Source organism: Polaromonas sp. YR568, from assembly GCF_943369415.1.
Lineage (GTDB): Bacteria > Pseudomonadota > Gammaproteobacteria > Burkholderiales > Burkholderiaceae_C > Polaromonas.
Window position 1 is genome coordinate 38,675 of sequence record NZ_CALRNF020000030.1, and the last position, 25,914, is coordinate 64,588.

General features: G+C 63.9%; 21 protein-coding genes. 16 read left to right on the plus strand and 5 right to left on the minus strand.

Translation table 11 applies throughout. From position 1 onward, the window contains the following. Positions 1–7: 7 nt before the first annotated feature. The 4 genes from ACLV74_RS18235 to ACLV74_RS18250 are packed head-to-tail and all read left to right on the plus strand — an operon-like array spanning position 8 to position 4,141. Positions 8–994, plus strand: a complete 987-nt coding sequence (locus ACLV74_RS18235; protein WP_411880823.1) for an ABC transporter ATP-binding protein — start codon at positions 8–10, stop codon at positions 992–994. Next, a complete protein-coding gene (locus ACLV74_RS18240; protein WP_411880824.1) occupies positions 991–1,998 on the plus strand; it encodes an ABC transporter ATP-binding protein in 1,008 nt (335 codons plus the stop codon). Before ACLV74_RS18235 ends, ACLV74_RS18240 begins: the two co-directional genes overlap by 4 nt. Before the next feature lie 5 nt (positions 1,999–2,003). Continuing rightward, a complete protein-coding gene (argE, locus tag ACLV74_RS18245) occupies positions 2,004–3,200 on the plus strand; it encodes an acetylornithine deacetylase (protein WP_411880825.1) in 1,197 nt (398 codons plus the stop codon). Continuing rightward, entirely contained in the window at positions 3,200–4,141 is a 942-nt protein-coding gene (locus ACLV74_RS18250; protein ID WP_411880826.1) for a glutaminase, read from the plus strand. The genes argE and ACLV74_RS18250 overlap by 1 nt, the downstream gene beginning before the upstream one ends. 457 nt (positions 4,142–4,598) lie before the next feature. Here ACLV74_RS18250 and ACLV74_RS18255 read toward each other — a convergent pair whose 3' ends face one another. From ACLV74_RS18255 to ACLV74_RS18265, 3 genes are all read right to left on the minus strand, one after another. After that, entirely contained in the window at positions 4,599–7,448 is a 2,850-nt protein-coding gene (locus ACLV74_RS18255; protein ID WP_411880827.1) for an autotransporter outer membrane beta-barrel domain-containing protein, read from the minus strand. A gap of 272 nt (positions 7,449–7,720) precedes the next feature. Beyond that, on the minus strand, positions 7,721–9,028 hold the full coding sequence (locus tag ACLV74_RS18260) for an aspartate carbamoyltransferase (protein ID WP_411880828.1): 1,308 nt from the start codon (positions 9,026–9,028) through the stop codon (positions 7,721–7,723). A gap of 314 nt (positions 9,029–9,342) precedes the next feature. Continuing rightward, a complete protein-coding gene (locus tag ACLV74_RS18265) occupies positions 9,343–11,316 on the minus strand; it encodes a GAF domain-containing protein (RefSeq protein WP_411880829.1) in 1,974 nt (657 codons plus the stop codon). A gap of 242 nt (positions 11,317–11,558) precedes the next feature. Here ACLV74_RS18265 and ACLV74_RS18270 point away from each other — a divergent pair, with 242 nt between their 5' ends. From ACLV74_RS18270 to ACLV74_RS18310, 9 genes are all read left to right on the plus strand, one after another. Next, positions 11,559–12,350, plus strand: coding sequence for an SDR family oxidoreductase (locus ACLV74_RS18270; RefSeq protein WP_411880830.1), 792 nt, complete (start codon positions 11,559–11,561; stop codon positions 12,348–12,350). 27 nt (positions 12,351–12,377) lie between these two features. Further along, on the plus strand, positions 12,378–13,631 hold the full coding sequence (locus ACLV74_RS18275; protein ID WP_411880831.1) for a branched-chain amino acid ABC transporter substrate-binding protein: 1,254 nt from the start codon (positions 12,378–12,380) through the stop codon (positions 13,629–13,631). A gap of 48 nt (positions 13,632–13,679) precedes the next feature. Next, complete coding sequence (locus ACLV74_RS18280; RefSeq protein WP_411880832.1) at positions 13,680–14,621, plus strand: branched-chain amino acid ABC transporter permease; 942 nt, start codon at positions 13,680–13,682, stop codon at positions 14,619–14,621. A gap of 1 nt (position 14,622) precedes the next feature. Continuing rightward, complete coding sequence (locus ACLV74_RS18285) at positions 14,623–15,915, plus strand: branched-chain amino acid ABC transporter permease (protein WP_411880833.1); 1,293 nt, start codon at positions 14,623–14,625, stop codon at positions 15,913–15,915. After that, on the plus strand, positions 15,912–16,667 hold the full coding sequence (locus tag ACLV74_RS18290) for an ABC transporter ATP-binding protein (protein ID WP_411880834.1): 756 nt from the start codon (positions 15,912–15,914) through the stop codon (positions 16,665–16,667). Before ACLV74_RS18285 ends, ACLV74_RS18290 begins: the two co-directional genes overlap by 4 nt. Then, positions 16,664–17,383 (plus strand): ABC transporter ATP-binding protein, encoded by a 720-nt coding sequence (locus ACLV74_RS18295; RefSeq protein ID WP_411880835.1) that lies wholly within the window; start codon positions 16,664–16,666, stop codon positions 17,381–17,383. Before ACLV74_RS18290 ends, ACLV74_RS18295 begins: the two co-directional genes overlap by 4 nt. 24 nt (positions 17,384–17,407) lie before the next feature. After that, positions 17,408–18,346: a 3-keto-5-aminohexanoate cleavage protein gene (locus ACLV74_RS18300; RefSeq protein WP_411880836.1), complete on the plus strand. Its 939-nt coding sequence runs from the start codon at positions 17,408–17,410 to the stop codon at positions 18,344–18,346. Between the two features lie 73 nt (positions 18,347–18,419). Continuing rightward, on the plus strand, positions 18,420–19,466 hold the full coding sequence (locus ACLV74_RS18305) for an SMP-30/gluconolactonase/LRE family protein (protein ID WP_411880837.1): 1,047 nt from the start codon (positions 18,420–18,422) through the stop codon (positions 19,464–19,466). Between the two features lie 39 nt (positions 19,467–19,505). Next, a complete protein-coding gene (locus ACLV74_RS18310) occupies positions 19,506–20,420 on the plus strand; it encodes an SDR family NAD(P)-dependent oxidoreductase (protein ID WP_411880838.1) in 915 nt (304 codons plus the stop codon). 272 nt (positions 20,421–20,692) lie between these two features. Here the strand turns inward: ACLV74_RS18310 and ACLV74_RS18315 are convergent, their stop codons facing one another. Beyond that, positions 20,693–21,742, minus strand: coding sequence for an esterase (locus tag ACLV74_RS18315; RefSeq protein WP_411880839.1), 1,050 nt, complete (start codon positions 21,740–21,742; stop codon positions 20,693–20,695). Between the two features lie 134 nt (positions 21,743–21,876). Further along, positions 21,877–22,779 carry a LysR substrate-binding domain-containing protein gene (locus tag ACLV74_RS18320; protein WP_411880840.1) on the minus strand — a complete coding sequence of 301 codons (903 nt, stop codon included), beginning with the start codon at positions 22,777–22,779 and terminating at the stop codon, positions 21,877–21,879. Between the two features lie 86 nt (positions 22,780–22,865). On the opposite strand from ACLV74_RS18320, the gene ACLV74_RS18325 reads away from it, so the two are divergent. Genes ACLV74_RS18325 through ACLV74_RS18335 form a run of 3 tightly spaced genes read left to right on the plus strand, consistent with a single transcriptional unit; the run spans position 22,866 to position 25,913 of the window. After that, positions 22,866–23,852, plus strand: a complete 987-nt coding sequence (locus tag ACLV74_RS18325) for a Bug family tripartite tricarboxylate transporter substrate binding protein (protein ID WP_411880841.1) — start codon at positions 22,866–22,868, stop codon at positions 23,850–23,852. A 21-nt stretch (positions 23,853–23,873) separates the two neighbouring features. Next, entirely contained in the window at positions 23,874–24,722 is an 849-nt protein-coding gene (locus ACLV74_RS18330) for a MaoC family dehydratase N-terminal domain-containing protein (RefSeq protein ID WP_411880860.1), read from the plus strand. A gap of 9 nt (positions 24,723–24,731) precedes the next feature. Continuing rightward, positions 24,732–25,913 (plus strand): CaiB/BaiF CoA transferase family protein, encoded by a 1,182-nt coding sequence (locus ACLV74_RS18335; RefSeq protein WP_411880842.1) that lies wholly within the window; start codon positions 24,732–24,734, stop codon positions 25,911–25,913. The last annotated feature ends 1 nt before the right edge of the window (position 25,914 follow it).

Below are 25,914 nucleotides of genomic sequence, written 5' to 3' on the forward strand. Positions count from 1 at the left end.
GTGACGCATGAACACAACGGTATTAGAGGTTCATAACCTCACAACAGAATTTCGAACGAAGGCCGGTCCGGTTATCGCTGTCAACGACGTTAGTTTCAAACTTCTGCGCGGGGAAATTCTCGGGCTCGTAGGGGAATCCGGATCCGGGAAAAGCCAGACCGGCTATTCAATCCTGAATTTGGTCGACAGCCCCGGTCGCGTAGTTTCGGGGAAAGTGATTCTGAGGGGTCAGGACCTTAGCGGGTATTCCGAATCGCAGTGGCGACATATTCGTGGCAAGAGGATCGCGATGATCTTTCAAGACCCGATGCTGACATTGAATCCCGTACTCCGTGTCGATACTCAAATGATAGAGACGGTTCAAGCTCATCAAAAAGTGAGTAGATCCCAAGCCAGGCAGGCCGCACGCGAGGCGCTCGTCAAGGTTGGCATTGCATCGCCAGATGAGCGATTAGAGGCTTACCCGCACCAATTTTCGGGAGGCATGAGACAACGGGTCGCTATCGCTATTGCGCTTCTTCACGAACCTGAAGTCATCATTGCAGATGAGCCAACCACCGCACTCGACGTCACAATACAGGAGCAAATCCTAGCCGAAATGCAAGGCTTATGTCGCAACTCTGGAACGGCAATGGTCTGGATCACTCACGATCTTTCCGTCATCGCCGGCCTTGCCGACTCTGTCGCAGTGATGTACGCCGGTCGCATAGTCGAATACGGTCAGGTGCAGGACGTGATATCTCGTCCAGAGCACCCCTATACCGTCGGGCTGATCAACAGTGCGCCATCTCGCAACGAGCGAGGCGTCCCTATTCACCAAATTCCCGGAAATACACCTCACCTGGCGCAGCTCCCCCCAGGTTGCCCGTTCAATTTGCGTTGCAGCAAGGCAAAGCAGGAATGCTTTCGTATGCCTCCGCTGTCGCCGCGCGAGAGCGGGCGCCAACTAAGATGTTTTTTCCCCTATGAGTATCGAAAGAAGGAGGCAACATGAGCAACACCGTTCTTGAACTGCGTGAAGTCTCGAAGATATTCATTAAGCGGGTAGACCCCATCAGCCAATTCACAAATATGCTGGGAAAACCCCTGGGATTTAGACCAGTCACTGGTCACACCGTCAATGCAGTAGATAACGTGGATTTGGCTGTAGCTGAAGGTGAAGTTGTCGGATTGGTAGGGGAGTCCGGTTGTGGGAAATCCACACTAGGTCGGCTGATGGCCGGTCTTCAAGATCCTACGCGTGGTTCGCGGATTTGGCGAGGTATCCCCGTCGCTGAATTGAACGCGCAAGAGCGCAAAGCACAAAGAATGGAAATTCAGATGATTTTCCAAGACCCTTACGCCAGCCTAAACCCGCGGCTAAAGGTCATAGACATCATTGGTGACGCACCAGTGACGCAAAAAATCATCACTAAAAGCGACAAGGCTAACTACGTAAATAGCATTTTGCAAAAGGTCGGCCTCCCAGCTGGACTGCTGGATCGCTTTCCCCATCAGTTTTCAGGCGGCCAGCGGGCCCGCATCGGTATTGCACGAGCATTGGCTGTGAATCCAAAGTTGCTTGTTTGCGACGAGTCTGTCGCGGCCTTGGATGTATCGATACAGGCCCAGGTCCTGAACCTCTTCATCAAACTGAGACAGGATCTCGGACTCACATATGTATTCATCAGCCACGACCTGGGAGTTGTGAAGCACATCAGCGATCGTGTCGTCGTCATGTATTTAGGGCGCGTTGTGGAAGTTGCACCGACGGTGGAGTTGTTTAGTCGACAACATCATCCTTATACGGCGGCCTTGCTGCAAGCAGCACCGACTTTGACCTCAGGGCGCAAGAAATTCATGCCCGTCCTGGGGGAAATTCCTAGTCCGCTCAATCCACCCACTGGCTGTCATTTTCACCCGCGATGCCCCCACGCGATGACCAGGTGTAAGACTGAGGCCCCGCAGTTGAGAATGATCGCAATGGGCCGTTTGACTGCTTGCCATCTGAATGATTGAAATGTATGAATAAAAAACCGTCTTCGCCCAAGCGTGAGCCAACTTCCCAGACAGTTTCGATCGTCAAAACACTCGTCGCTTTCGACACTGTTTCCCGTAATTCCAACCTGCCGCTGATCGACTGGATCAGCGATTATCTTTTGAAGCATGGCGTAAAGTCGCGTCTAACTTTTGATGAAGGGCGCAAGAAAGCCAATTTGTTTGCGACGCTGGGTTCGGGGACCAGTGGTGGTCTCATTCTCTCTGGGCACACCGATACCGTGCCGGTTGATGGCCAGAAGTGGAAAACGGCGCCGTTTGAAGCAATCGTTTCCGATGCCAACATATACGGCCGCGGTGCTGCCGATATGAAAGGCTTTATTGGAGTCTGCCTGGCTGCAGTACCCAAAATTCTTGCGGCCGATATAGACTCTCCCGTGCATCTGGCCTTGACTTTTGACGAAGAGACCTCAATGCTCGGCGTTCGTAGCTTAATAGCAGATTTACGCGATGCTGACATCCAGCCTCATGGATGCATCATTGGCGAACCAACCAGTATGCGCGCGGTGATAGGTCATAAGGGGCGACGGCATCTAAGCTGCAGCGTTCGCGGCAAGGCGGCCCATTCGTCTCTTGCCCCTCAAGGTGTTAACGCCATTGAGCACGCGGCAAAAATAATCGTCTACCTTAAAGGTATGGCCGACCGCCATAAGGCATTTGAACAACGTCACTACGGTTACGACGTGCCCTATTCGACAATACAAACAAACATGACCCAGGGTGGGCTGAGCGCAAATACGGTGCCGGCAGAGTGCACTTTTGACTTTGACATCAGAAATTTGCCATGGACGGACGTAGATAGCCTGGAAGCTGAAATCCGCGCTTTTGCAAAAGACCATGTACTCCCTGAAATGCGCAAGGACTTCGCAGAAAGTGCAATAACATTCAAAACTGAATCAGAGTTGCCCGCTTTCGGAGCCGCGTCACCTGAAGAGGGGCTTAATGAGGGGACGTCAAAACTTCTTTCACGTATGCGTCGAAAGGACACGCCACTGAGTTACGTAGGATTTGGTACAGAAGCAAGCTGGTTTCAAGACGCGGGCATCCCAACGGTGGTGTGCGGTCCCGGGTCGATTGAGCAAGCTCACAAGCCTGACGAATATGTGTCTCTCGATCAGCTAGCTCAATGCGAATCTTTCATTGCTGAGCTTCTTCTGGGCTGATGAAGCCACTCCCTCTTCGGCAGACAGAACTGGACAGCCTGCTCCAAAAAATTCACCTGCACGTCAATTCGGCACCACGTCGCGGACAGGTAGCGACCTACATTCCTGCATTAGCCTCTGTCGATGCCAATAAATTTGGGCTGGCAGTGGCGACTCTGGATGGAAATGTTTCATCGGTCGGGGATGCGGCGGAGCCGTTTTCCATACAAAGCATTTCCAAACTTTTCGCTCTGGTGCTTGCTTGCAAGACCATAGGGTCTGATCTTTGGATTCGAGTGGACCGTATGCCAAGCTCAAACCAATTCAACTCACTGATTGAGCTGGAGATCGAATCCGGCAAGCCACGAAATCCCTTTGTGAATGCGGGCGCCCTTGTTGTCTCAGACTGCCTCAGTAGTCGGTTTGTTCAAATGGAAAGCGCCGTTGTACATCTCATACGCGAGTTAACCGGCAACCCTGAGATCAATTACGATCGCGCGGTTGCGGCGAGTGAAATGGCAGTCGCTCATCGAAATATGGCGGCCGCATATCTCATGAAAAGCTTCAGCAACTTTGCAAATCCGGTAGATCAGGTTCTCAAAGCTTACTGTGCCCAGTGCGCAATTCGAAGCAGCTGTATTGATCTCGCGCGTGGCGCCTTGTTTTTGGCTAATCGTGGCGTGTGCCCGTCCACAAAAAAAGTGGTGATCAGCCCGACACAGACGCACCAAGTTTGTTCTCTTATGACCAGTAGCGGAACTTATGAGTCGTCTGGGGAAACATCCTTCACGATCGGCCTACCCGTGAAAAGCGGTGTAGGCGGGGGCCTCTTGGGAATCATTCCCGGATATGGTGCGATTTGCGCATGGTCTCCATCCCTTGATCAAAGTGGCACTTCCGTGGCTGGATTGGACGCGTTGCAGCAGTTCGTCGCCGAAACTGATTGTTCGGTGTTTCTGTAAATCCGTACCGCGGCACCATTGACCGAGGCGGTTCGAGAGGCCTTCACGCGGCAGGTGAAATCTCGGACGAATGGGACGGCGGGGACGCTTACATCGCTTGGCGAGGTGATGCGGTCACACGAACCTCTCTCCCCGCAATTTTGCAAAGCGTGACTGTCGAATGACAGTCACGGGTGCGCGTCAGCGCACTGCGTGTTGAACGCTGCTTGCCCGCCTACCTGCCCGTCGCCGGCGGCAGCAGTTGGCCTTCATGCCGTGGTACAGCGCCTGGGCGATGCTGTCGGCTTCGGTGTTGCGGTTGCCGAGGTCCAGGCGGGCCCACATCTGCTGAAGATGCTGTCCATCAATGCGACCGCACCGTCGCCGAAATCTGATCCACTTATGACTCGCTTTCCGTCTCCACTCTCGCGGAATGCAAGAGAATCGTTGCCGCCGGGCCCTCGTCCGGCAAACTAACCTAAAAAGCGACCCGCAAGCCGAGGTTGGCGCCCCAGGCGTCCGCGGCTCCCTTGCTCAAGCCCTTGCTGACGCTCAGGCCGGCAAACAGGGTGGTGTTTACGCCGACCTGGGCGTTGATACCGCCGCCCAACTGCGCGCTGGTGCCGAGGGAATCCGACGCGAATGAGACGCCCCCGGCCGTGATGTTGCGGTCTTTCAGAAATTCGTGGAGCAGGTTGCCTTCGGCGTACAGCGTCCACTGGCGGGGCGTGTTGGCATTGAAGGTTTTCTTGAGGCGGGCACCCACGCGCCCGCGCAGGCTTTCTCCGTCCTGCAGGTCGACCGTGACGCTGTCCACGTCGATGAACGTGTCGAATTTGATCTTCTGATAGGACAGCTGCGCCTGAGGCTCGATGACCAGGCCGCCACCGAGGTCCATTGGGTAGCCGCCTTCAACCGACAGGCCCAGGCCCAATCCATCGGGCGACCCCACACGGCCGCGCTCGCGGGTCTGGATCCTGGAGGTGTAGTCCGTGAGTTGCGCGACGCCATCGAGATACCAGCCCGCCGCCGACCGGTAGGTCGAGGTCAGGGCAAACGTCGTGCCCTTCAAGTCCACCTGGGCGCTGGATGCGGAAGCCCGCAATTTGGACTGGCCGCGGCTGAGCGCACCACCGATGCGCAAAGTGGCGCCGCCCTCCATGTCATGCCCGAACACATAGCCTCCGGCCTGGAGGTAGTCGATGTCCTGCTCATAGCCCGACGCGCGGTTACCGTCAACATCGCTGCGGGAGCCGTTCACACGCACAAAGAATGCACGCTCGCGCTCCTCGCTGCTGCTGCCGCGGGTCGTGGCCAGGTCGCGCAACTCGCCTTGCCGCGTGTGCACGGAGTCCATCAGTGAGGCCCCATAGCGCACGGCGCCGGTGGGCATGGCCTGGTAGCCGGCAATCTGCGGCACGGCAACGGGCCTGCCGCTGGCGTCCACCACCGATTGCAAGCGGTAGTCATAAAACGGCACGGCGCCGAGTGAAGGGTCTGCCTGGCTGGCAGCCGAACTCGCGGGGTTGAACACCCGCAGCTGGTACTGGTACGGCCCGGCGGCGGCATACCCACCGGCCAGCTGGAACGTGGTGGCCGTGCTGGTGCCGCCCACCTGGACGATGGAGATGCCGTCGGTGTTGCCCGATCCGGTCAGGGCACCCGCGCCGCCCGTCGTGATGATCTGTATGTTGGTCGTGCCGCTCGCGTTTCCCGTGATCACGAGCCTGTCCGCAGGGGAGCCCGTGCCTGCGAGCACGCCCTCGATTTCAAGCGTTCCGCCGCTTCCCACGTAGTTGCCCGCGATCAGCAGCGTGCCGATCGAGTTGCCCGGTGCGATGGTGCCGCCGGTGAAGTTCGTCGTGTTGCCGACCCTGCCCGTGCCCTGCAAGCGCCCGCCGAGCACGTTCACGGCGCCGGTGAGCGTGCCGTTGACGGAGAGGGTTCCGCCTTCAATCGCTGTGGTTGTGATCGTGGAGGTATTGCCGAGCACCAGCGTGCCGCCCTTCACGTTCAGGGTGTTGGCTGCCACGGTGCCGTCGAGCCGCACGGCACCCGAATTCATGACGATGCCGTTCATGCCGCTGATGGCATAGGCCGCGCCGTGGGTGAAGCTGTTCGTACCGAGGTTCAGGTTCAGGGCATCGGCGCCGTCGCCGGTGATGTTGCCGTTGATCGCCCCGCCGGTGACGGTAAGCGTGTCGGTGCCACCGCCGAGCACGATGGCGCCATTCAGGGTGCCTGCAGTGGTGATGACCGAATTGCCGCCGATTTCGTCGACACCATCGCGGTTCAAGTCGCCGTCCCGCAGTGCCACGCCGGAGGCGCCTCCATTGAGCACTACACCCGCGCCGATGTTGACCGTACCGCCTCCGGCGCCCGAGGTATGAACAGCGGCGCCGAAGCCGCTGCCGCCTGTCACGGTGCCGCCTGAAATGTCGACCGTATACGTGCCGGTACCGATCGAGGCGAGGATGCCGTCGCCGTTATTTCCGGTGGCGGCGACCGTGCCGCCGCTCATCTGGAGCAGGGTTGATCCTGTGCCGCCGTTTCGCGCCCATAAACCGTTGCTGTTGGTCCCCGAGGCTAGAACGGAACCGCCACTCATGGTGAGGCTCGACGTACCGATACGTGCAGCACTCGCGATCGACGATTGGGCGCCTGAGCCGACTGCCTGGATAGCGCCACCTGTGATCAGGACAGTGGTGTTGCCTGTCCCAGTGGGAGTCGTTAGCGTGGCAATGATCCCGCCGCCCGTTCCGGTATTCAGGACCTGTCCGCCGGTCAACGTCACCTGCGCACTCCCTGTCGTCTGGGCGACGCCCGCCGACACGGTGTTGGCCGCCCCGGTTGTGGTGAGCGTTCCGCTTTGGACGTTGACAGAGGAAATCCCGCCCACGCCTTGGTTGGTGATCGCCACGGCGGAGCCCGTGGTGGTGATCGTGTTGACGTTGGTCACATTGACGGTCAGCTGCGGAGCTATCGGGCCGACCACGGCTTGAAGTGATACCCCTTGAGCGCCCGTCACCACCATGGCCGGGTTGGCCAGATTGAGCGTCAGCCCGTTGGAGCCCGTATAGGCGATGCCGGCCGCATAGTTCGCGGCGGCGCAGGTCAGCGTGTCCTGGCCCGATACCTCTACACCGCACTCATTGGCGGCACGTGCGATCTGGGGAGAGGCGGCGAGCAGTGCGACTGCGAATGCTGTGGCTGAAATCGCAAACCCGGAGGCTTTGTTTGTAGCGGGGCCGCCTGGCGCGGCCGCTGGATATTTCTTCTGGCTGGACATGAGACGTTTGAGCCCCGGGTTGCCTTCGCGCAATTGCATCTGAAATCCCTCCAATAATGTTCGCGGATTATCAGAGTACATATCAGTTACAACAACCCGTCACATGTGCATAAAGTCCCGATCGCGGATATTTTTTCGACGGTTGTGGGTTGATAGAGACAGGAAACTGGGGCAGTGAATGGTCAATGTGAGATGACTCGACAGCAAGTCATCTCAGCACGCCAGGTATTTTTCGTCTTGCTATCGGTCGGATGCACTTTGCCAGTGTGCGCGAGGAAATGCTGTGCCCGCACGACCGCCCGCGGGAGCCTCTATTCGTGGTCATCCAGCAAAATGTCGTCGGGGCCCAGAGTCTCCGGTACAGCCCACGTTGCATCGCGCAGTGAACGTTGAACGTGGCCTTCCACTCCCAGGAGCGTTGCGAAAATCGCCATCCGGATCGGGACGCCGTTGTCGGTTTGCCGGAAGATTGCAAGGCGCGGGTCTCCATCCAGGTCGGTGCTCAGATCGTAGGCGCCCGGGCGACCGTCTCGCGGAAGTGGATGCATGACGACGACATCCTTCCTGCAGCTGGAATCCATGAGCTGCCGATTGACCTGGAAAGAGGCAAGGTAGTTGTCAACACTCTCTCCCGTAAACCGTTCCTTTTGTATTCTCGTGGTGTAGAGGACGTCCGCATCGCCCAGCGAATTCGCGAGCGAGCTCGCGAGCACGACTGAATGTCCGCGGCCTTCGATCAAGCCGCATATATCGTCCGGCATTTCCAGGGAGGGTGGCGCGATCAAGGTGAACTTCAAGTTCTTGTAGAGAGACAGCAGCTTGCTCAATGAGTGCGCCGTGCGCCCGTATTTCAGGTCTCCCACGATCGCGATGTGCGCACCGTCAACCAGCTTGCCGAGCCTGGAGAATTCCCGCTGAACCGTGTACAGATCGATGAGCGCCTGGGTTGGGTGTTCGCCGGCGCCATCGCCGCCATTGATCACCGGCACGTTCGTTGCCCGGGCGAACCCGCCGACCGACCCTTGCTCCGGGTGCCTGATGACAACGACGTCGGCATACCCGCTGACAACCCGGCTGGTGTCGTGCAGTGACTCCCCCTTTGCCATCGAAGAGAACGTGAAGCCCGTCGTATCGCAAACCGAGCCGCCGAGCCGGCTGAAGGCTGATGCAAAACTGAGCCGCGTTCGTGTGCTTGCTTCAAAGAAAAGATTTGCCAGGACGGCGCCTTCCAAAACGCGCGTCACTTTCCGGCGCCTGGCAATCGGTTGCATGGCGTCGGCCAGCGTGCACAGCGCCTCCGCCGACTCGCGCGAGAACTGGTCCACCGACAGAAGATGGCTGAGTTTCCCGAAGCGCTGAAGCTTGCCCGCCGCGTCATCGCCAAGGCCGGACGCGCCATGCACTGCGGCGTCACCTGCGGGCAACTCAAGCTTCCCCAGGATCTCTGAAACGAATCGTTTTGCGACTTCCGGCATCGCCCGGAATTCGCTGGATTCGTCCGGCAGGAGCCAGGTATCCAGAGCCCGCCGGGTGCAACCGATTCTCTGGGAGAAGGCCTCACGGGTCAGATTTAATCTACGCATTGCGTCGCGCAAGAGGGCTTGTTGGGGCATTAACATGGTCAAATAATATACGCAATGAGCGATAGTCGCAAGAGCTTGCTACGCATTGCGTATAATTTTCTGAATTGGCGCAAGGTGAATTTTCGAAGTCATTGCAAGGCTGCAGATCGCTCACTTCTCGCAGCGAAGTTGTGCGGCACACAAGCCTTCTCACCCCCCGCAATCCTGCAAAGAGCGTGATTGTCGAATGACAGTCACGCTGCGCGACAGCGCACTTATTCCGCGCAATTAAGGTCGTAAACACGGCTCCAGCATGTTGAATTCCGCTGAAGTCCGGCCCGGGTTTTCCCATCGGGCGTTGCGACGAGCCATCACGTTCCTTCGTGGAGGTCGCGTCCAAGACTCCACAGCCGCAGCGCGATATGGATTTCCAGCGCGCGCGTCGCATTGCCCCAATGCCCGATCAGGTCTTCGACGGTGGCCAGCCGCTGCCGCATGGTGTTGACGTGGATGCCCAGGCGCTCGGCCGCGGCCCTGGCGTTCTGGTTGCTGTCGAAATAGCTCAGCAGCGTGGTCGCCAGTTCCGAGCCGCGCTTCTGGTCGTGCGCCGTCAGCGCGCCTATGGTGGTGTCCAGGAAGGCGGCCAGGCTGGCCCGGTCGTGCGTTTCGAACAGGGTCGAATACAGGGCCAGCTCGTTTTGGCCGACGATGCGCCCGCGCACGCCCAGGCGCCCCAGCACTGGCAGGGCCCGCCGCAAGGTCAGGTGCGCGGCCGGTATGTCGGCGGGGCCGGCGAGGGGCCGCGACACCACACCGCGGTAGTCGGCGCCGAGGTTGGCGCTCGCCAGCCCGGCGACGGTGCGGCGCACGTCCTCGGCCTGCGTCGTCGCGCAGAGGATGGTGAGCACGCCTTCCATCTCGTCGAACACCGTGTTGGGCAGCAGGTTCGCCGCGCGCAGCCGCCTGGATTCCTGCGCGGCCTGCGGGTCGCCCATTTCCACCAGGATCAGGGAGCAGGGCTGCGACAACTCCAGGCCGAAACGGCCGGCGCGCTCGCAGAGGATGACGAGGTCGTCCTGGCGCGGTGAGGCCAGCGCCCGCAGCAGGGCCGACTGGTCGCGGCTCCGGGTCGCCTCCATGCGTTCCCGGGAGAGCAGCACGATGCCCACGATGCTGGTGCTGCGCTCGAAGGTGCGAACGGCCATTTCATCGAGCTCGCCGCGGCGGAACAGCAGGACGGAGCCGAGCACCCCGTCCCCCGCGATCACCGCGCTGGCGCGGCAGGACTCCCCGTCGATGTCGTAGGCGGCCACCGAGCGGCCGATTTCCCGGCTGCCCCGCAAGGCCTTCACCAGCACGCCGCTGTGGCTGCCATGCGCTTCGTAGCGTTCGGCCGCGGAGTCCGCATAGCCGGGCGCTGTGCCGCGGCCAATGACCTGGTCGCCGTCGTCGAGCACCAGCACGCTGCCCTGCATGAGCCGGGCGATCAATTCGCACAGTTTTCCCAGGGACGCGCCCTGGGCCAGCAGCGAGGTCATCTGCTCGTGCGCCTCGGCGGCCGCCTGCACCTTGGCCGTGTGCCGCTCCAGTTCGGCGCGCGCGGCCTCGGCGCTGGCAAGCGCCGCGCCGGCCTGTTCAAAAGCCAGGGCGTTCTTGATGGCCACGGCCGCATGCGTGGCCAGGGTGGAGAGCACGGAGATGTTCTGCGCCGTGTGCGTGCGGTGGTAGCGGTCGGCGACGAACAGCAGGCCTATCACTTCGTCCTCCCACAACAGCGGCACGCCGACCACCGCCGCAATGCCTTCTTCGCGAAAGCTGGCGTCCAGCGCCGGGTCATGGGGGAAGCGGGTGTCGTTCAGGTAGTCGGGCGTGGTGAAGGGCAAGCGTGTCCTGACGACGACGCTGACGATGCCGAGGTCGCGGCCGGCGACCATTTCCCCGGTGCTGCGCACCAGGGCGCCGTCGGCGGCCAGCACGTGGAAGGCGGCCAGGCCGGTGTCGTAGGCGGAGAGCCAGGCCAGCTGCGCGCCCAGCATGTTGCGCGCGCGCGAGACGATCGCGCCCAGCAGTTCCTTGACGTGCAGGCGGCTGGAGAGGTCGCGCGCCGATTCGATGACCGCCATCATGCCGCTCTCGCGCTGCTGCGACAGGTCGAGCCGGTTGCGAAGCGCCATCGCCATGCGCACGAGCTCGACCAGGCCCGATTTGGCCGGGTTGCTTTCCGGCAGCAGTTCCACCTGGGCGAGCTGGTCGGCGAAGTCCGCCGCGGCGGCTCCCTGGTGCAGCATCCTGACGAGGTCCCAGGCGGTTTCCTGGGCGGCCTCGGCCTCGAACTCGATCGTCATATCCGGCTCCTTGCCCGGCGTGCAATGCCGCCGGACCGCAGAGGCTAACAGACGGGCGTTGCGCGCGCTGCGCGTGCTTTCCCGGGGCAGCCTCGCGCGCGCGGGCCCATTCCCTTCGGGTTTGTACGGAGTCTTCCCCGCACATCTAAACACGGCATCCGGTGTGGGGGCGGCACATTGGATTCGCGGGTGCGATCCGCGACAGTCATGCCAACGCCAACCTGAACACGGATAACCATCGCATGACCATTCTCGACTCGCTCCGGCCCGCGCCCGGCCTGAGAGTCCTTGTGACCGCCGGCGCCAGCGGCATCGGGGCGGTGATCGCCCGCGCGTTCACCGAGGCCGGGGCGCATGTCCACGTCTGCGACATCGACCGCGCCGCGCTGGACCGCCTGTCCGTGCAGGCGCCGGGCATCACCAGCAGCGCCGCGGACGCATCCATCGAGCGCGACGTGGACCTCGTCTTCGACGACGTGCGCGGCACGCTGGGCGGCCTGGACGTGCTGGTCAGCAACGCCGGCATCGCGGGCCCCACGGGGCCGGTCGAAAGCATGGACGCGAGCCTGTGGGAGCGCACGGTCGCCGTCAACCTCCACAGCCAGTTCCTGTTCGCCCGCCGGGCCGTGCCCCTGCTCAAGGAGTCGCGGGCCAACCCCTGCATCGTGGCCATGAGTTCCGTCGCGGGCCGCCTGGGTTACGCGTTCCGCACGCCCTACGCGTCCACCAAGTGGGCGGTGGTGGGGCTGGTGAAGTCGCTGGCGATCGAGCTCGGCCCGCAGGGCGTGCGCGCCAACGCCATCCTGCCCGGGATCGTGGAAGGCGAGCGCATCAACAGCGTCATCGCCGCGCGCGCTGCCGCCACCGGCGTCAGCGCCGACGCGATGCGCGACGAATACATCCGCAAGACCTCCCTGCGGCGCATGGTGAGCGCCGAGGACGTGGCCGCCATGGCGCTCTTCCTGTGCTCGCCCGCGGCCCGCAACATCAGCGGCCAGGCGGTCAGCGTGGACGCCAACATCGAGTATCTGTAACAGCACTTCAACGCAGGAGACATCATCATGAAAAAAAGCAACCGTCCTTCCACTCTCTTCAGCCTGGCCGCGCTGGCCGCCTGCCTGGCATCCGGCGGCGCCCTGGCCGACCCGGTCAAGATCGGCGTGATTGAAACACTCTCGGGCCCGCAGGCCGCCTCGGGCCTGACCTACCGCGCCGCGGCGCGCTACGCCGTCGAGCGCATGAACGCGGAGGGCGGCTGGAACGGCCAGCCCGTGCAACTGCTTGAATATGACAACCAGGGCGGCCCCGGCGGCGCGGCCGACAAGCTGAAGGCGGCCGTGGCCGACGGCGTGCACATCGTGGTGCAGGGCGCCTCGTCCGCGGTGGGCGGGCAGATCACCGAGGACGTGCGCAAACACAACCTGCGCAACCCCGGCAAGGAAATCATCTACGTGAACGTCGGCGCCGAGGCGCTGGAGCTCACGGGCGAGAAATGCCACTTCCACCACTTCCGCTTCAGCGGCAACGCACAGGTGCGCACCAAGGCGCTGGTGCTGGCGATGAAGCAGGCCAACGCGCTGGGCTCGCGGGTTTATTCGATCAACCAGAACTATTCCTGGGGCCAGGACATGGAGCAGGCCATCGTCGACAACGCGCAGCTGGGCGGCTACCAGGTCGTGGAAAAGACGCTGCACGACGTGAACAAGATCCAGGATTTCGCACCCTACGTCGCCAAGATAGGCGCCGCCAAGGCCGACACCGTGATGACGGGCAACTGGTCCAACGACCTGCTGCTGCTGATGAAGGCGACCAAGGCGGCGGGGCTGAAGGCGCGCTTCGGCACCATCTTCCTCGACCAGCCGGGCAACATCGGCAACGCGGGCGACCTGGCGATCGGCCACTTCGTCGCCCACACCTTCAACCCGGAAGCCGGCGGCGCCGAGGGCGAGCGTTTCGTCAACGACTACAAGGCCAGGACCGGCCACCTGCCGGTGGCCACCGAGCCGCAGACCGTCTTCGGGATGGCCATGGTGGCCGATGCGCTCAAGCGGGTGAAGCCCGAGGGCGGCAAGCTCAACGTGAACCAGCTGGCCAAGGCCATGGAAAGCTCACGCGTGAAGACGCCGAACGGTGAAATGACCATGCGCGCGGCCGACCACCAGGCGCTGCTGCCCATTGTGGTGTCCACGGTCGCCAGGGACGCGAAGTACAAGGCCGACGACACCGACATGGGCTTCAAGCCGGTGAAGCTGTTCAGCGCGGCGGAAGCGGCCACGCCGGCGCAGGCCAGCTGCAAGATGCAGCGGCCTTCCTGAAGCCCCGCGGGCCGGCGCCCGGCGCCGGCCCGCATGCCATCAAGACACATGGACACTCTCATCGTTTCCCTGCTGAACGGGGTCATCTACGGCCTGCTGCTTTTTATGGTCTCGGCCGGCCTCACGCTGATCTTCGGGATGATGGGCGTGCTCAATTTCGCGCATGCCTCTTTCTACATGCTGGGCGCCTACTTCGCCTACGCCCTGCAGGGCGTGCTGGGTTTCTGGGGCGCGCTGGCCGTCTCGCCGCTGCTGGTCGGCTTTGTCGGCATGGCGGTCGAGCGCTTCTTCCTGCGCCGGGTGCACCACCACGGCCATGCGCACGAACTGCTGCTGACCTTCGGGCTTTCGTTCATCATCGCCGAGCTGGTCAAGCTGTTTTTCGGCAACTTCCCGGTCAACTACCGCATCCCCGCGTCGCTGGACTTCGCCGCGTTCACCATCGGCAGCGCGAACTACCCGGCCTACCGGGTGCTGATGGGCGGCGTGGCCGTGGCCATGTTTGCCGTGGTCTACCTGCTGCTCACGCGCACCCGGGCCGGCATCGTGGTGCGCTCGGCCATCTACCGGCCGCGCATGGCCGAGGCGCTGGGGCACAACGTGCCCCTGGTCTTCATGGGCGTGTTCGGCGTGGGCGCGGCGCTGGCAGGCTTGGCCGGCGCGGTGGCGGGCGCGTTCTACACGACCAATCCCAACATGGCGCTCGAGCTGGGTGTCATGGTCTTTGTGGTCGTGGTGGTGGGCGGGCTGGGCTCGCTCGAAGGCGCCATGCTGGCCTCGCTGCTGATCGGTGTCGTCACGTCCCTGGCGGTGGCGGTGGATGCGACGCTGGCCGACGCCTTCGCGCTGGTGGGCGCGCGCGCCTGGGCCGAAAGTGTGGGCGGCTTGCTCACGCTGAAGGTTTCCAGCCTGGCCGCCACCATTCCTTTCGCGCTGATGCTGCTGATCCTGCTGGTGCGCCCCACCGGCCTGCTGGGTGAAAAGGCCTGACATGAAATTCCGGTCTGTTCCCGTTCTTGCCGCGCTTGGCGTGCTGCTGCTCGCCGCCGCCCCGGTGCTGCTGTCGCAAGGGCTGTTGAACGCCGCGATCCAGATGCTGATCGCGGTCCTGTTCGCCAGCGCCTACAACGTGCTGTGCGGCCAGGCCGGCATGCTGTCTTTCGGCCATGCCGCCTACTTCGGCGTGGGCGCCTTTGCCACCGTGCACGCCATGAACGCCGTCGGCGGTGCCGGCCTGCTGCCGACGCCGCTGCTGCCGCTGGCCGGCGCGCTGGGCGGGCTGCTCATGGGGGCGGTCGCCGGCTGGTTCGCCACCCAGCGCACCGGCACCTACTTCGCCATGATCACGCTGGCCATCGCCGAGCTGCTGCATGCACTGGCGCCGCACCTCAAGGGGCTTTTCGGCGGGGAAGCCGGTGTCTCGGCCATGCGCATGCCGGCCATGGGCCTGAGCTTCGGCTCGACCTCGCAGGTCTACTACCTGACGCTGGCCTGGGTGCTGGCCTGCCTGGCGCTGCTGTACTTCTTCACCTTCACGCCGGTGGGCCGGCTGGCGCTGGGGCTGCGCGAGAACGGCCACCGCCTGGCCTTCCTGGGCTATGACGTGCACCGCCTGGGCGTGCTGGTGTTTGCCATCTCGGCGATGTTCTCCGGCGTGGCCGGCGGCCTGCAGGTGATCAACAACGAGGCCGCCAACTATGTGGTGCTCGACGCGCACCTGTCGGCTTCGGTCGTCCTCAACACCTACATAGGCGGCGTCAAGCTGTTCCTGGGCCCGGCGCTGGGCGCTTCGATCATGACTTTTTTCGGCTATGCGGCCTCGGACCTCACCCAGTCCTGGCTGCTGTACCAGGGCATCCTGTTTGTCCTGGTGATGATGTTCATGCCCGAGGGCCTGGCGGGCCTCTTCGGCGCGGCGGGGCGCTTGCGCCGGCGCATCGGCACGGCCCGCTTCGTGCCGGTGCTGCTCGCCTGCATGGCCGCCGCCGCGTTGCTGGCTGCCGGCACGGCCTTCACGGTGGAGTTGCTGCAAAGAATGTTTTCGCAGGACTACCGCGCGATGGCCAACGCCAACCCTTACGCGCCCTGGCCACCCATCGCCCTGTTCGGGCGGGCCTGGCCGCCGGCGGCCGTGCTGACCTGGCTGGTGCCCGCGCTGCTGCTGGCGCTCGGCGGCTCGCTGGTGTTGGGTGTGCGGCGCTGGCTCTGCGTGCTGTCGGCGCGCGACGAACAGGATGCAGCGCCGGGCGCGGCCGTGACCGGGACCCCAGGGAGCGCGGCATGAGCGAAGGCATCCTCAGCCTGCGCGGCGTGCGCAAGGCCTTCGGCCCGACCGAGATCATCCGCGGCGTGGACCTGACTTTGCGGCCCGCCGAATGCCACGCGCTGATCGGCCCGAACGGCGCCGGCAAGTCCACCGTGTTCCACCTCATCTCGGGCAACCTCAGGCCGAGTTCCGGCGAGATTGTCTTTGACGGCCGGCGCATCGACGGCCGCTCGCCGCAGGAGGTCAACCGGCTCGGCTTGTCGCGCTCGTTCCAGATCACCAACATCTTCCCGAAACTGACCGTCTTCGAGAACCTGCGCCTGGCCGTGATGCGGCCCTACGGCCTGCAGTACAGGCTGTGGTCGCTGGTCGGCAAGGAGCGGCGCATCAATGAGGAAACGGAGCGGCTGCTCGAGCAGGTGCGCCTGCAGCGGCGCGCGCAGGCGATTGCCGGCGAGATGTCCTATTCGGAGCAGCGCTCGCTGGAGATCGCGATGACGCTGGCCTCCGACCCCAAGGCCATCCTGCTCGACGAACCGATGGCCGGCATGTCCAACGAAGAGACGGCCTACACCGCGGAACTGATACGCAGCGTCACGCGGGGGCGCGCGCTGCTGATCGTGGAACACGACATGAAGGTGGTGTTCTCGCTCAGCGACCGCATCAGCGTCCTGGTCTACGGCGAGGTCATCGCCACCGGCACGCCCGAGGAAATCCGCGCCAACGCGGCGGTGAAGGAAGCCTACCTGGGCGAGGAGGTGGCGGCATGACCATACCCGTCCCGCTGCTGTCGCTGCAGGAGGTGCACGCCCACTACGGCAAGAGCCACATCCTGCACGGCGTCAGCTTCCACGTCGGGCGCAACGAAGTGGTGAGCCTGCTGGGCCGCAACGGCTCCGGGCGCTCCACCACGATGAAAGCCATCATGGGGCTGGTGCCGCCCACCGGCGGGCGCATCCGCCTGATGGAGCGCGACATCACCGGCGCGCGGCCCTATGCGATCTGCCGCGCGGGCGTGGCCTACGTGCCGGAGGAGCGCGAGGTCTTCCACAACCTCACGGTGGACGAGAACTTCCGCATGGGCGAGCAGCCCGCCGCGCCCGGCGCCACGCGCTGGACGGTCGAGGACATGTTCGCCTACTTCCCCCGGCTGAAGGAACGCCGCCACACCAAGGCCGGCAACCTCTCGGGCGGCGAGCAGCAGATGCTGACGATCTGCCGCTCGCTGCTGGGCAATCCCCAGGTCATCCTGGTCGATGAGCCGACCGAGGGCCTGGCGCCCAAGATCGTCACGGCGGTCGGCGAATGCATCAGGGACATGCACCGCAGGGGCGTGTCCGTCGTGCTGGTGGAGCAGAAGCTCGCGATCGCGCTGAAGGTGTCCACGCGCGTCTGCGTGATGGGCCACGGGCGGATCGTGTTTGAAGGAACGCCGCAGCAGCTGGCCTCGGACGAGAAGCTGCTTGCGGATTGGCTGGCCGTTTGACACTGAATGACACTGAAGGAACCCATGGCAAAAGCCCAGGACAAAATCATCATCTCGTGCGCGGTCACCGGCTCGGTGCACACGCCGGCAATGTCACCCTACCTGCCCCTGACGCCGGACGACATCGCGCAGCAGGCCATCGACGCGGCCCAGGCGGGCGCCGCGATCCTGCACCTGCACGCGCGCGACCCCGGCGACGGGCGGCCCACGGCCGACCCGGCGGTCTTCGACCAGTTCGTGCCGCGCATCAAGGCGGCGACGGATGCCGTGATCAACATCACCACCGGCGGCAGCACGCGCATGACGCTGGAAGAACGCCTGGCCTACCCGCTGCAGGCCCAGCCCGAGATGTGCTCGCTGAACATGGGCTCGATGAATTTTTCCATCCATCCGGCGGCGGGCAAGATCCACGAATGGCGCTACGACTGGGAGAAGCCCTACATCGAAGGCATGGAGGACCTGATCTTTCGCAACACCTTTCGCGACATCAAGCGCATCCTGAAACTCCTGGGCGAGGACTGCGGCACCCGCTTCGAGTTCGAGTGCTACGACGTCGGCCACCTGTACAACCTGGCGCACTTCATGGACGAAGGCCTGGTCAAGGGGCCCCTCTTCATCCAGATGATCCACGGCATCCTGGGCGGCATAGGCCCCGACCCGGAAAACCTCGTCTTCATGAAAACCACGGCCGACCGCCTCTTCGGCGACGCCTACCGCTTCTCGGTGCTGGGCGCCGGCCGGCACCAGATGTCGCTGCTCACCATGGGCGCGGTCCTGGGCGGCAACGTGCGCGTCGGCCTGGAAGACAGCCTCTACATCGGCAAGGGCCGGCTGGCGACGTCCTGCGCCGAGCAGGTGCTCAAGATACGCCGCATCCTGGAGGAGCTGTCGCTGGAGATCGCGACGCCCGACGAGGCGCGGGCCATGCTGGGGCTGAAGGGCGCGGACGCGGTCGCCTTCTAGGCGCGCCGGCTTCCCTGCGGCCACCGCCGAACGCTTCACGTCGCACTGTTTGTCCCACCAACCGGAGAACACGATGAACGACCCGCAAACCATCCGCCTGAGCCGGCGCAGCACCCTGCGCACGCTGGCCCGCTCCGCGCTGGTGCTTGCGCCGCTGCCCTGCGTCGCGGCCGCGCCGGCCTTGCGCTACCGGCCCGATCTGCGCGGCCCTTTTCCCATTCCGCCGGCGGAGCGCGGCCTGCTCACCGTCACCGCGCGGCCCTTCTTCAAGGTGTCCAGCGAGGGGCTGCAACTGGAGGGCGCCTCCTTCGACCGCGCCGGCAACCTGCTGTTCGTGGACGTGTTCGGGGGCACGGTCTTCAAGCTGACACCGGGCAAGGTGCTCAGCACGGTGCTGCCCGCCAATGCGCTGGGTTCGGCCGGCATCGCCATCCACAGGGACGGCCGCATCTTTGTGGCCGGCCTCGGAAACTTCGTCGACACCGGCAGCATTTTCTGGATCAACCCGGACGGCAGCGGCCTGACCACCGTCGTGCCGGCCAGCGCCGGTTACCTGCCGGACGACCTGGTGTTCGATGCCGACGGCGGCTTCTACTTCACCGATTTCCGCGGCAGTTCCAGCGATCCCATCGGCGGCGTTTACTACGTGTCGCCCGATTTCAAGACCATCACGCCCATGCTGAAGAACATGGCCATCGCCAACGGCGTGTGCCTCAGCCCCGACGGCAAGGTGCTGTGGGCCACGGAGCTCAGCGCGGGCCGGCTGCACAAGGTAGAACTGGCCAACCCGACCACCATCGCGCCCTTCGGCACCGCCGTGCCCTACCACTTCAACGGCTTCGCGCCCGACTCGATGCGCTCGGACAGCGACGGCAACGTCTACGTCGCCATGTATTCGCAGGGCAGGGTGCTGGTGTTCAACCCGAACGGCATCGCCATCGGCCAGGTGCTGCTGCCCAGGCGCGAAAGCGGGCACAACCTGCGCTCCACCAGCGTGGGCTTCATCCCGGGGACCGACGAGCTGGTGATCCTGACCAACGACGCCAAGGGCGGCGAGGGTTCCTGGATTTTTCACGCCAGGGGCTTCGCGGCGGGAACGCTCCTGTACTCGCATCGCTGAGCGCGCAATCGCAATCGTTTTTTTTATGGAAAGAGCTTCATGAGTCAACATTTACAGGGAAAAGTGGCCATCGTCACCGGTGCGGGCGGCGGCCTGGGGCGCGCGCACGCGCTGGAGCTGGCCAGGCACGGCGCGCGCGTACTGGTGAACGACTTGCATGGCGACCGCGAAGGCTCGTCCGCCGCGCGCGTGGTGGAGGAGATCCGGCGGCTCGGCGGCGAGGCAATCGTCGACGGCGGCGACGTGACCGACTACGCGCAGATGGAGGCCATGGTGGCGAAGGCGGTTGACACATGGGGGCGTGTCGACATCCTGGTGAACAACGCGGGCATCCTGCGCGACAAATCGTTCGCGAAGATGCCGCTCGACGACTTCCGGCTGGTGTTCGACGTCCACGTCATGGGGGCGGTCCATTGCAGCAAGGCGGTGTGGGAAACGATGCGCGCCCGGAACCACGGCCGCATCGTGATGACGACGTCCTCCTCGGGCCTCTACGGCAACTTCGGCCAGGCGAACTACGGCGCGGCCAAGATGGCGCTGGTGGGCCTGATGCAGACCCTCGCGCTGGAAGGCGCCCGGCACGGCATCCGCGTGAACTGCCTGGCGCCCAGCGCGGCGACCGGGATGACCGAAGGCGTATTGCCGCATGAAACGCTGATGGGCCTGGCCCCCGAAAAAGTCAGCCCCGGCCTGGTGGCGCTGGTCGGCGACGACGCCCCGACGCGCATGATTCTCCTGGCCGGCGCGGGCAGCTTCGAATGCGCGCACGTGACCATGACGCGCGGCGTGTTCATAGGCGGCGGCGACGACGCAGCCGATGAGGTCCGCGGCCGCCTGGACGAAATCCGCAGCCGCGAAGGCGAAATGGTCCCGGCTTCCGGATGGGAACAGTACAGGCTGGAACTCGCCAAGGCGGGGCTGGACACGGAAGCGGACGCGGACGCGGCCGCCTGATGGCGCGATCTTGGGTCGCACTGAAGTCTGCCCCGGGTTTGGAGGGCACTTACTTCGCGAAGCGAAGTGAGCGGCTATACACGCGAGAAACACGGGAAAAGAAACCCTGCCAGATCCGTCACCGTCGAGTGACGGATGTGAGCGGCATGAAATGCCGATCAGACTTCGGCGTCATTCAACACAGTGCGCGCAAGCGCATACTGGGCGCTCCTTGAAACCCACCCTGCATCTCCGGCGCTTCGCGATATGAAAAGGCTGCCTGGGGAGCGGGCCTATTTGTAGAGCCCGCGGCTGACCAGCCAGTTCTGGATGAGCGCCGCGACCGTATCGCTGTTCCTGTCCATCATGACCATGTGCGAGTTGCCTTTGATGCCGGCCTTGGGCAGGTCGACCATATCGACGCTGCCACCGGCCGCCCTCAGGGCGTCGTAGAACCTGATGCCGTTGCCGCGAATCGTGGGCCAGCGCGAATCCTGCTCGATGTAGTCGCCATAAATGGCGAGCACCGGCACGTTTTTCATCTTCGGCGCGTCCTCTATCGGCCCGACTGCCGCGGGCTCCACCATCACGAGGGCCTTGACCTTGTCGGGCCGCGCCTCGGCGACACGCGCCCCGAACAGTCCTGCCTGCGAATGCACGACCACGACACACGGGCATACCTTGTCGACCAGCGCGGTGTAGGCGGCAATCGTCGGCGCGTCGGTCGAGGTCCAGCGCGGCACGTTCTGTTTGGTGAAGTTGTCGTAGGCCTCAATCGGGAACTGGCTGCCGGGCAGGGGCTTCATCTTCGCCACATCCTTGTTGTACGAGCCCGCGCCCTGGCCGATGCGGAAACGCTCGAACGGGTTTTCCTTGGTCAGGAACAGCGGCTCGGTCGGGAAGATTTCAGGGGACATCGCGAAGCCCGAACGCCCCCGTTCGACCGCGTCGGAGTTGTAGGTCGCCCAGCCCTTCCTGACAAAGAAATTGAGCCAGCCTTCACGGCCGTCCGGTGTGGTTTCATACGTTACGCCGGTCAGGCCGCCGCCGTGCCACAGCAGGATAGGGAGCGCGCCACGCGGGCTTTTGGGAATGAAGTACTGCACGTACATCTGCTCGACCTGGTAGAGGCCGTTGGGGTCGAACTTCGCCGGCACGCCGTTGGCGGTCAGCGCGATTTCCTTGACCGGCTTGCCGGTGATCAGGACTTCACGGCCGCCCACATGGAACGAACCCATTTCCGCCAGCTGGATCGGCGCCTGTGCGCAACCTGCCAGCCCGCCCAGCAGCAACACTGTCGCCGCGATGGACCCAGGCGCGCGTACCCATTGTTTGAAGGCCATGTTTGTCTCCGTCTCGTTTGGAATTGAAAAGTCAGCGAGCAGATCATCTCAACAAGCGGGACGGCAGTGAAGTGCAACTTCGGCCGACATTGGTGCTTGACTTGCATCAGTCGCCGCTTTGCCCGGTCCTCCTGCTAGCGCCTGTCCTTCAAGGCCGTGTGCAGGTAGTCGTAGAACATCTTCGCCGGGGCGCGCAGCGTCGTGCCGCGCAGGGTGGCGAGGCCCAGCACACGCGACACCGCCGGCGCGACGAGCGTCACGCCGACCATCGTCGGATGCCGTTTCGGCAAGGCCAGGCGCGGTACGGCCGCAAGCCCGAGCCCCGCCTCGACCATGCCGAGCAGCGTCGCAATGTGGCTCACCTCCAGGCGATAAGACGGATTGACCCCCGCTTTGGCGAGCGCATCGTCCAGCAATTGCCGGTTTCCGCTGGTGCGCGCGACCGCAATCAGGCGCTCCGCTTCCAGGTTCTTCCACGACAGCGTCTTGCGGCCGGCGAGCGCATGGCGGCGCGGCATCGCCACCACGAACGGGTCGGTATGGATCGGCTCGAAGTCCACGCCGGGCACCTGGTTGCCCATGAAGCTGATGCCGAAGTCCGATTCGCCTGAAACCACACTTGCCATGACCGCGCCGGCGGCTTCGTCGATCACACGGACGCGGATCAGCGGGTAGCGCTCGGAGAACGAACTCACCACCGAGGGCAGGAAATGGATGGCCGCGGAAGGCACGCAGGCGACCGTGACCCGGCCGGTGCGGCTGCCGGCGATGTCGGTGATGCCGAGCATGGCCGACTCGAGGTCGTCCAGCGCGGCGCGCGCGCGATCGAGGAACACCTGTCCAAGGGCCGTCAGTTCGACCTCGCGCGTGGTGCGGTTAAAGAGCCGGGCCCCGAGGATGGTTTCGAGCTTGTCGATGCGCCGGCTCAACGCGGGCGACGAGAGGTGGATGTGATCGGCTGCCGCCCGAAAGCTCCCGCGCTCGGCGACCGCGATGAACGCCTCGAGTTGCTGCAAGTCAAAATTGATGCGTGCCATGCACCAATATTAGCAAAAGTTGCACTTCACGGAATCCCCGGGAGATCGCATGATTGGCCGGAGACAAAAACGACGGAGACAATTTCATGCGAACCTCACACTTCTTCCGGCCTTCCTTCTGCCTGGCGTTCGGCGCCTGCCTGTGCGTGCTCATGCCCGGCCAGGCATTCGCCGAGGCCTGGCCGGCCAAACCCGTCACCATCGTCGTGCCGACCGCCGCGGGCGGCGCCAACGACGCCATGGCGCGCATCATTGCCCAGGGCCTGAGTGCCAGGCTCGGCCAGCCGGTCATCGTCGAGAACAAGGCCGGCGCCAACGGTGCGATCGCCAGCGACTTCGTCGTGCGCGCGGCGCCGGACGGCTACACCATCATGTTCGGCTACATCGCCACGCACGGCATCAACCCGGCGCTGCAAAAACTGAAGTACGACCCCGTCACCGATTTTGAGCCCATCGGCATGGTAGCCGCGTCGCCCACCGTGATGGTGGCCAACAAGGACGTCCCCGTGAAGAATGCCAGGGAACTGGTCGCCTATCTGAAGGCCAATCCCGGCACCTACAGCTACGCCACGGCCGGCAACGGCACGGCGCCGCACATAGCGGGCGAGTTGTTCAAGCTGTCGGCCGGCGTGAATGTGATCAGCGTTCCGTACAAGGGCTCGGCGCCCGCCGTGCTCGACACCATCGCCGGCAGCACGCAGTACATGTTCCCCAGCCTGTTCACCGCCTACCCGCAGATCAAGGGGGGCAAGCTCAAGGCGATCGGCATCGCCGGCGACAAGCGCTCTCCCGTGTTGCCCGACGTGCCGACGCTGGCCGAGCAGGGCATCGCCAACGTCAGCATGTCGCAGTGGTACGCGATGTTCGCGCCCGCGAAAACGCCAAAGGCCGTGGTCAACCGGCTCAATGCCGAGATGAACGCCGTGCTGGCGGACAAGGGGGTGCAAAAACGCATCGAGGACCAGGGTGCCGAAGTGGAAACCGGCACGCCTGAGCAGCTTAAAACCCTGGTGCAGAAAGAAGTGATCCGCTGGAAGGCCGTTGTGTCGGCCGCGAAGATCAAGGCCGAGTAAATGTTGCCCACGGACACCACCATGAATTTGCAGGACTGGATAGGCCGCAGCGAGACGCTGGAAGACGTCGCAACCGCAACGCCGTACGCGGCGCTGTCGGCCACGCTCGACCGACCGGACACCACGCGCCCCGCGCCGGGCACGCCGCTGCCCTGCCTCTGGCACTGGCTGTATTTCCTGCCTATCCATGCCCAGTCGGAGATCGGCCCGGACGGCCACGCGCGGCGTGGCGGCTTCCTGCCGCCCGTTTCGCTGCCGCGCCGGATGTGGGCCGGCAGCGACTTCGAGTTCCACGAGTCGCTGTGTGTCGGCGATGCGCTCGCGCGCACCTCGACCATCGTTGACGTGAAGGAAAAAAACGGCCGCACCGGCAACCTGGTTTTTGTGAAGGTGCGCCACGAACTGCGCCGCAACGGCTCCGCAGGCGTGGCCTTGACCGAGCACCACAACATCGTCTACCGCGCGGCGCCGACGCCGGCCGACGTGGCCCCGCCGCCGCAGGCCGCGCCCGGCGAATTCGCGTGGGAGCGCCGCATCGTCGCCGACGACGTGCTGCTGTTCCGCTACTCGGCCCTCACGTTCAACGGGCACCGCATCCACTACGACCGCAAGTACGTCACCGGGGTCGAGGGCTACCCGGGCCTCATCGTGCACGGCCCCCTGATCGCCACGCTGCTCATGGACCTGTTGCGCCGGCACATGCCCGGCGCCACGGTGCGCAAATTTGAGTTCAAGGCGGTGCGGCCCACGTTCGACGTCAATCCGTTTTCGATCCACGGCCAGCCTTCGGCCGACGGAAAAAGCGTGCGCCTGTGGGGCTGCGACCATGAGGGCTGGCTCACGATGGATGCCACCGCCGAGCTGGGCTGAGGAAACATCATGCAACCACTCAAGGGCATCACCGTCGTCACGCTCGAACACGCCATCGCGGCGCCTTTTGCCACGCGGCAGCTGGCCGACATGGGCGCGCGTGTCATCAAGGTTGAGCGCCCCGGCGTGGGCGATTTCGCGCGCGCCTACGACAGCCGCGTGCGGGGCCTGGCGTCGCACTTCGTCTGGACCAACCGCTCCAAGGAAAGCCTCACGCTGGACGTCAAGCACGAGGAAGCGCAGAAGATTCTCATGCGCCTGATTCTCGAAGAAGCCGACGTCGTGGTGCAAAACCTCGCGCCGGGCGCCGCCGCGCGGCTCGGCCTGTCGTTCGAGGCCTTGTCCAAACGCAAGCCCGGCATCATCGTGTGCGACATCTCGGGGTATGGCGACGACGGTCCTTACCGCGACAAAAAGGCCTATGACCTGCTGATCCAGAGCGAAGCCGGCTTCGTCTCGGTGACCGGCACGCCCGACACACCGTCCAAGGCCGGTCCGTCGATCGCCGACATCGCCGCCGGCATGTATGCGTACACCAACATCCTGGGCGCGCTCATGCACCGCCAGCAGACCGGGGAAGGCCAGCGCATCGACATCTCGATGCTCGAATCGCTGTCGGAGTGGATGAGCTACCCGCTCTACTACGCCTTTGAAGGCGCGGCCCCGCCCCAGCGCACCGGCGCCAGCCACGCGACCATCTACCCCTACGGGCCGTTCCTGGCCGGTGACGGCAAGACCGTGATGATGGGCCTGCAAAACGAACGCGAGTGGAAGGCATTCTGCGAAAAAGTGCTGCTGCAACCCGCACTGGCCGGGGACCCGCGCTTTGCCGGCAACGCACAGCGCAGCGCCGCCCGGGGCGAACTCTCGTCACTCATCGTCCAGGCCTTCAGCACCTTGACCGCCGCGCAAGTCGTCGAGCGGCTGGAGGCCGCCGGCATCGCCAACGCCCAGGTCAATACCATGAGCGAACTGTGGAAACATCCGCAACTCCAAGCCCGCGCACGCTGGCGTGAAATTGATACGCCTGCGGGCGCCGTGCCCGCGCTTTTGCCGCCCGGTTCCTGGCAACACGGCGCCCCGCGCATGGACGCCGTGCCCGCACTGGGCCAACACACCGATGCGATCCTGACGCATTTCGGCTACGGCGCCGAACAGATTGCCGGGCTGCGCGCGGAAGGCGCCGTATGAG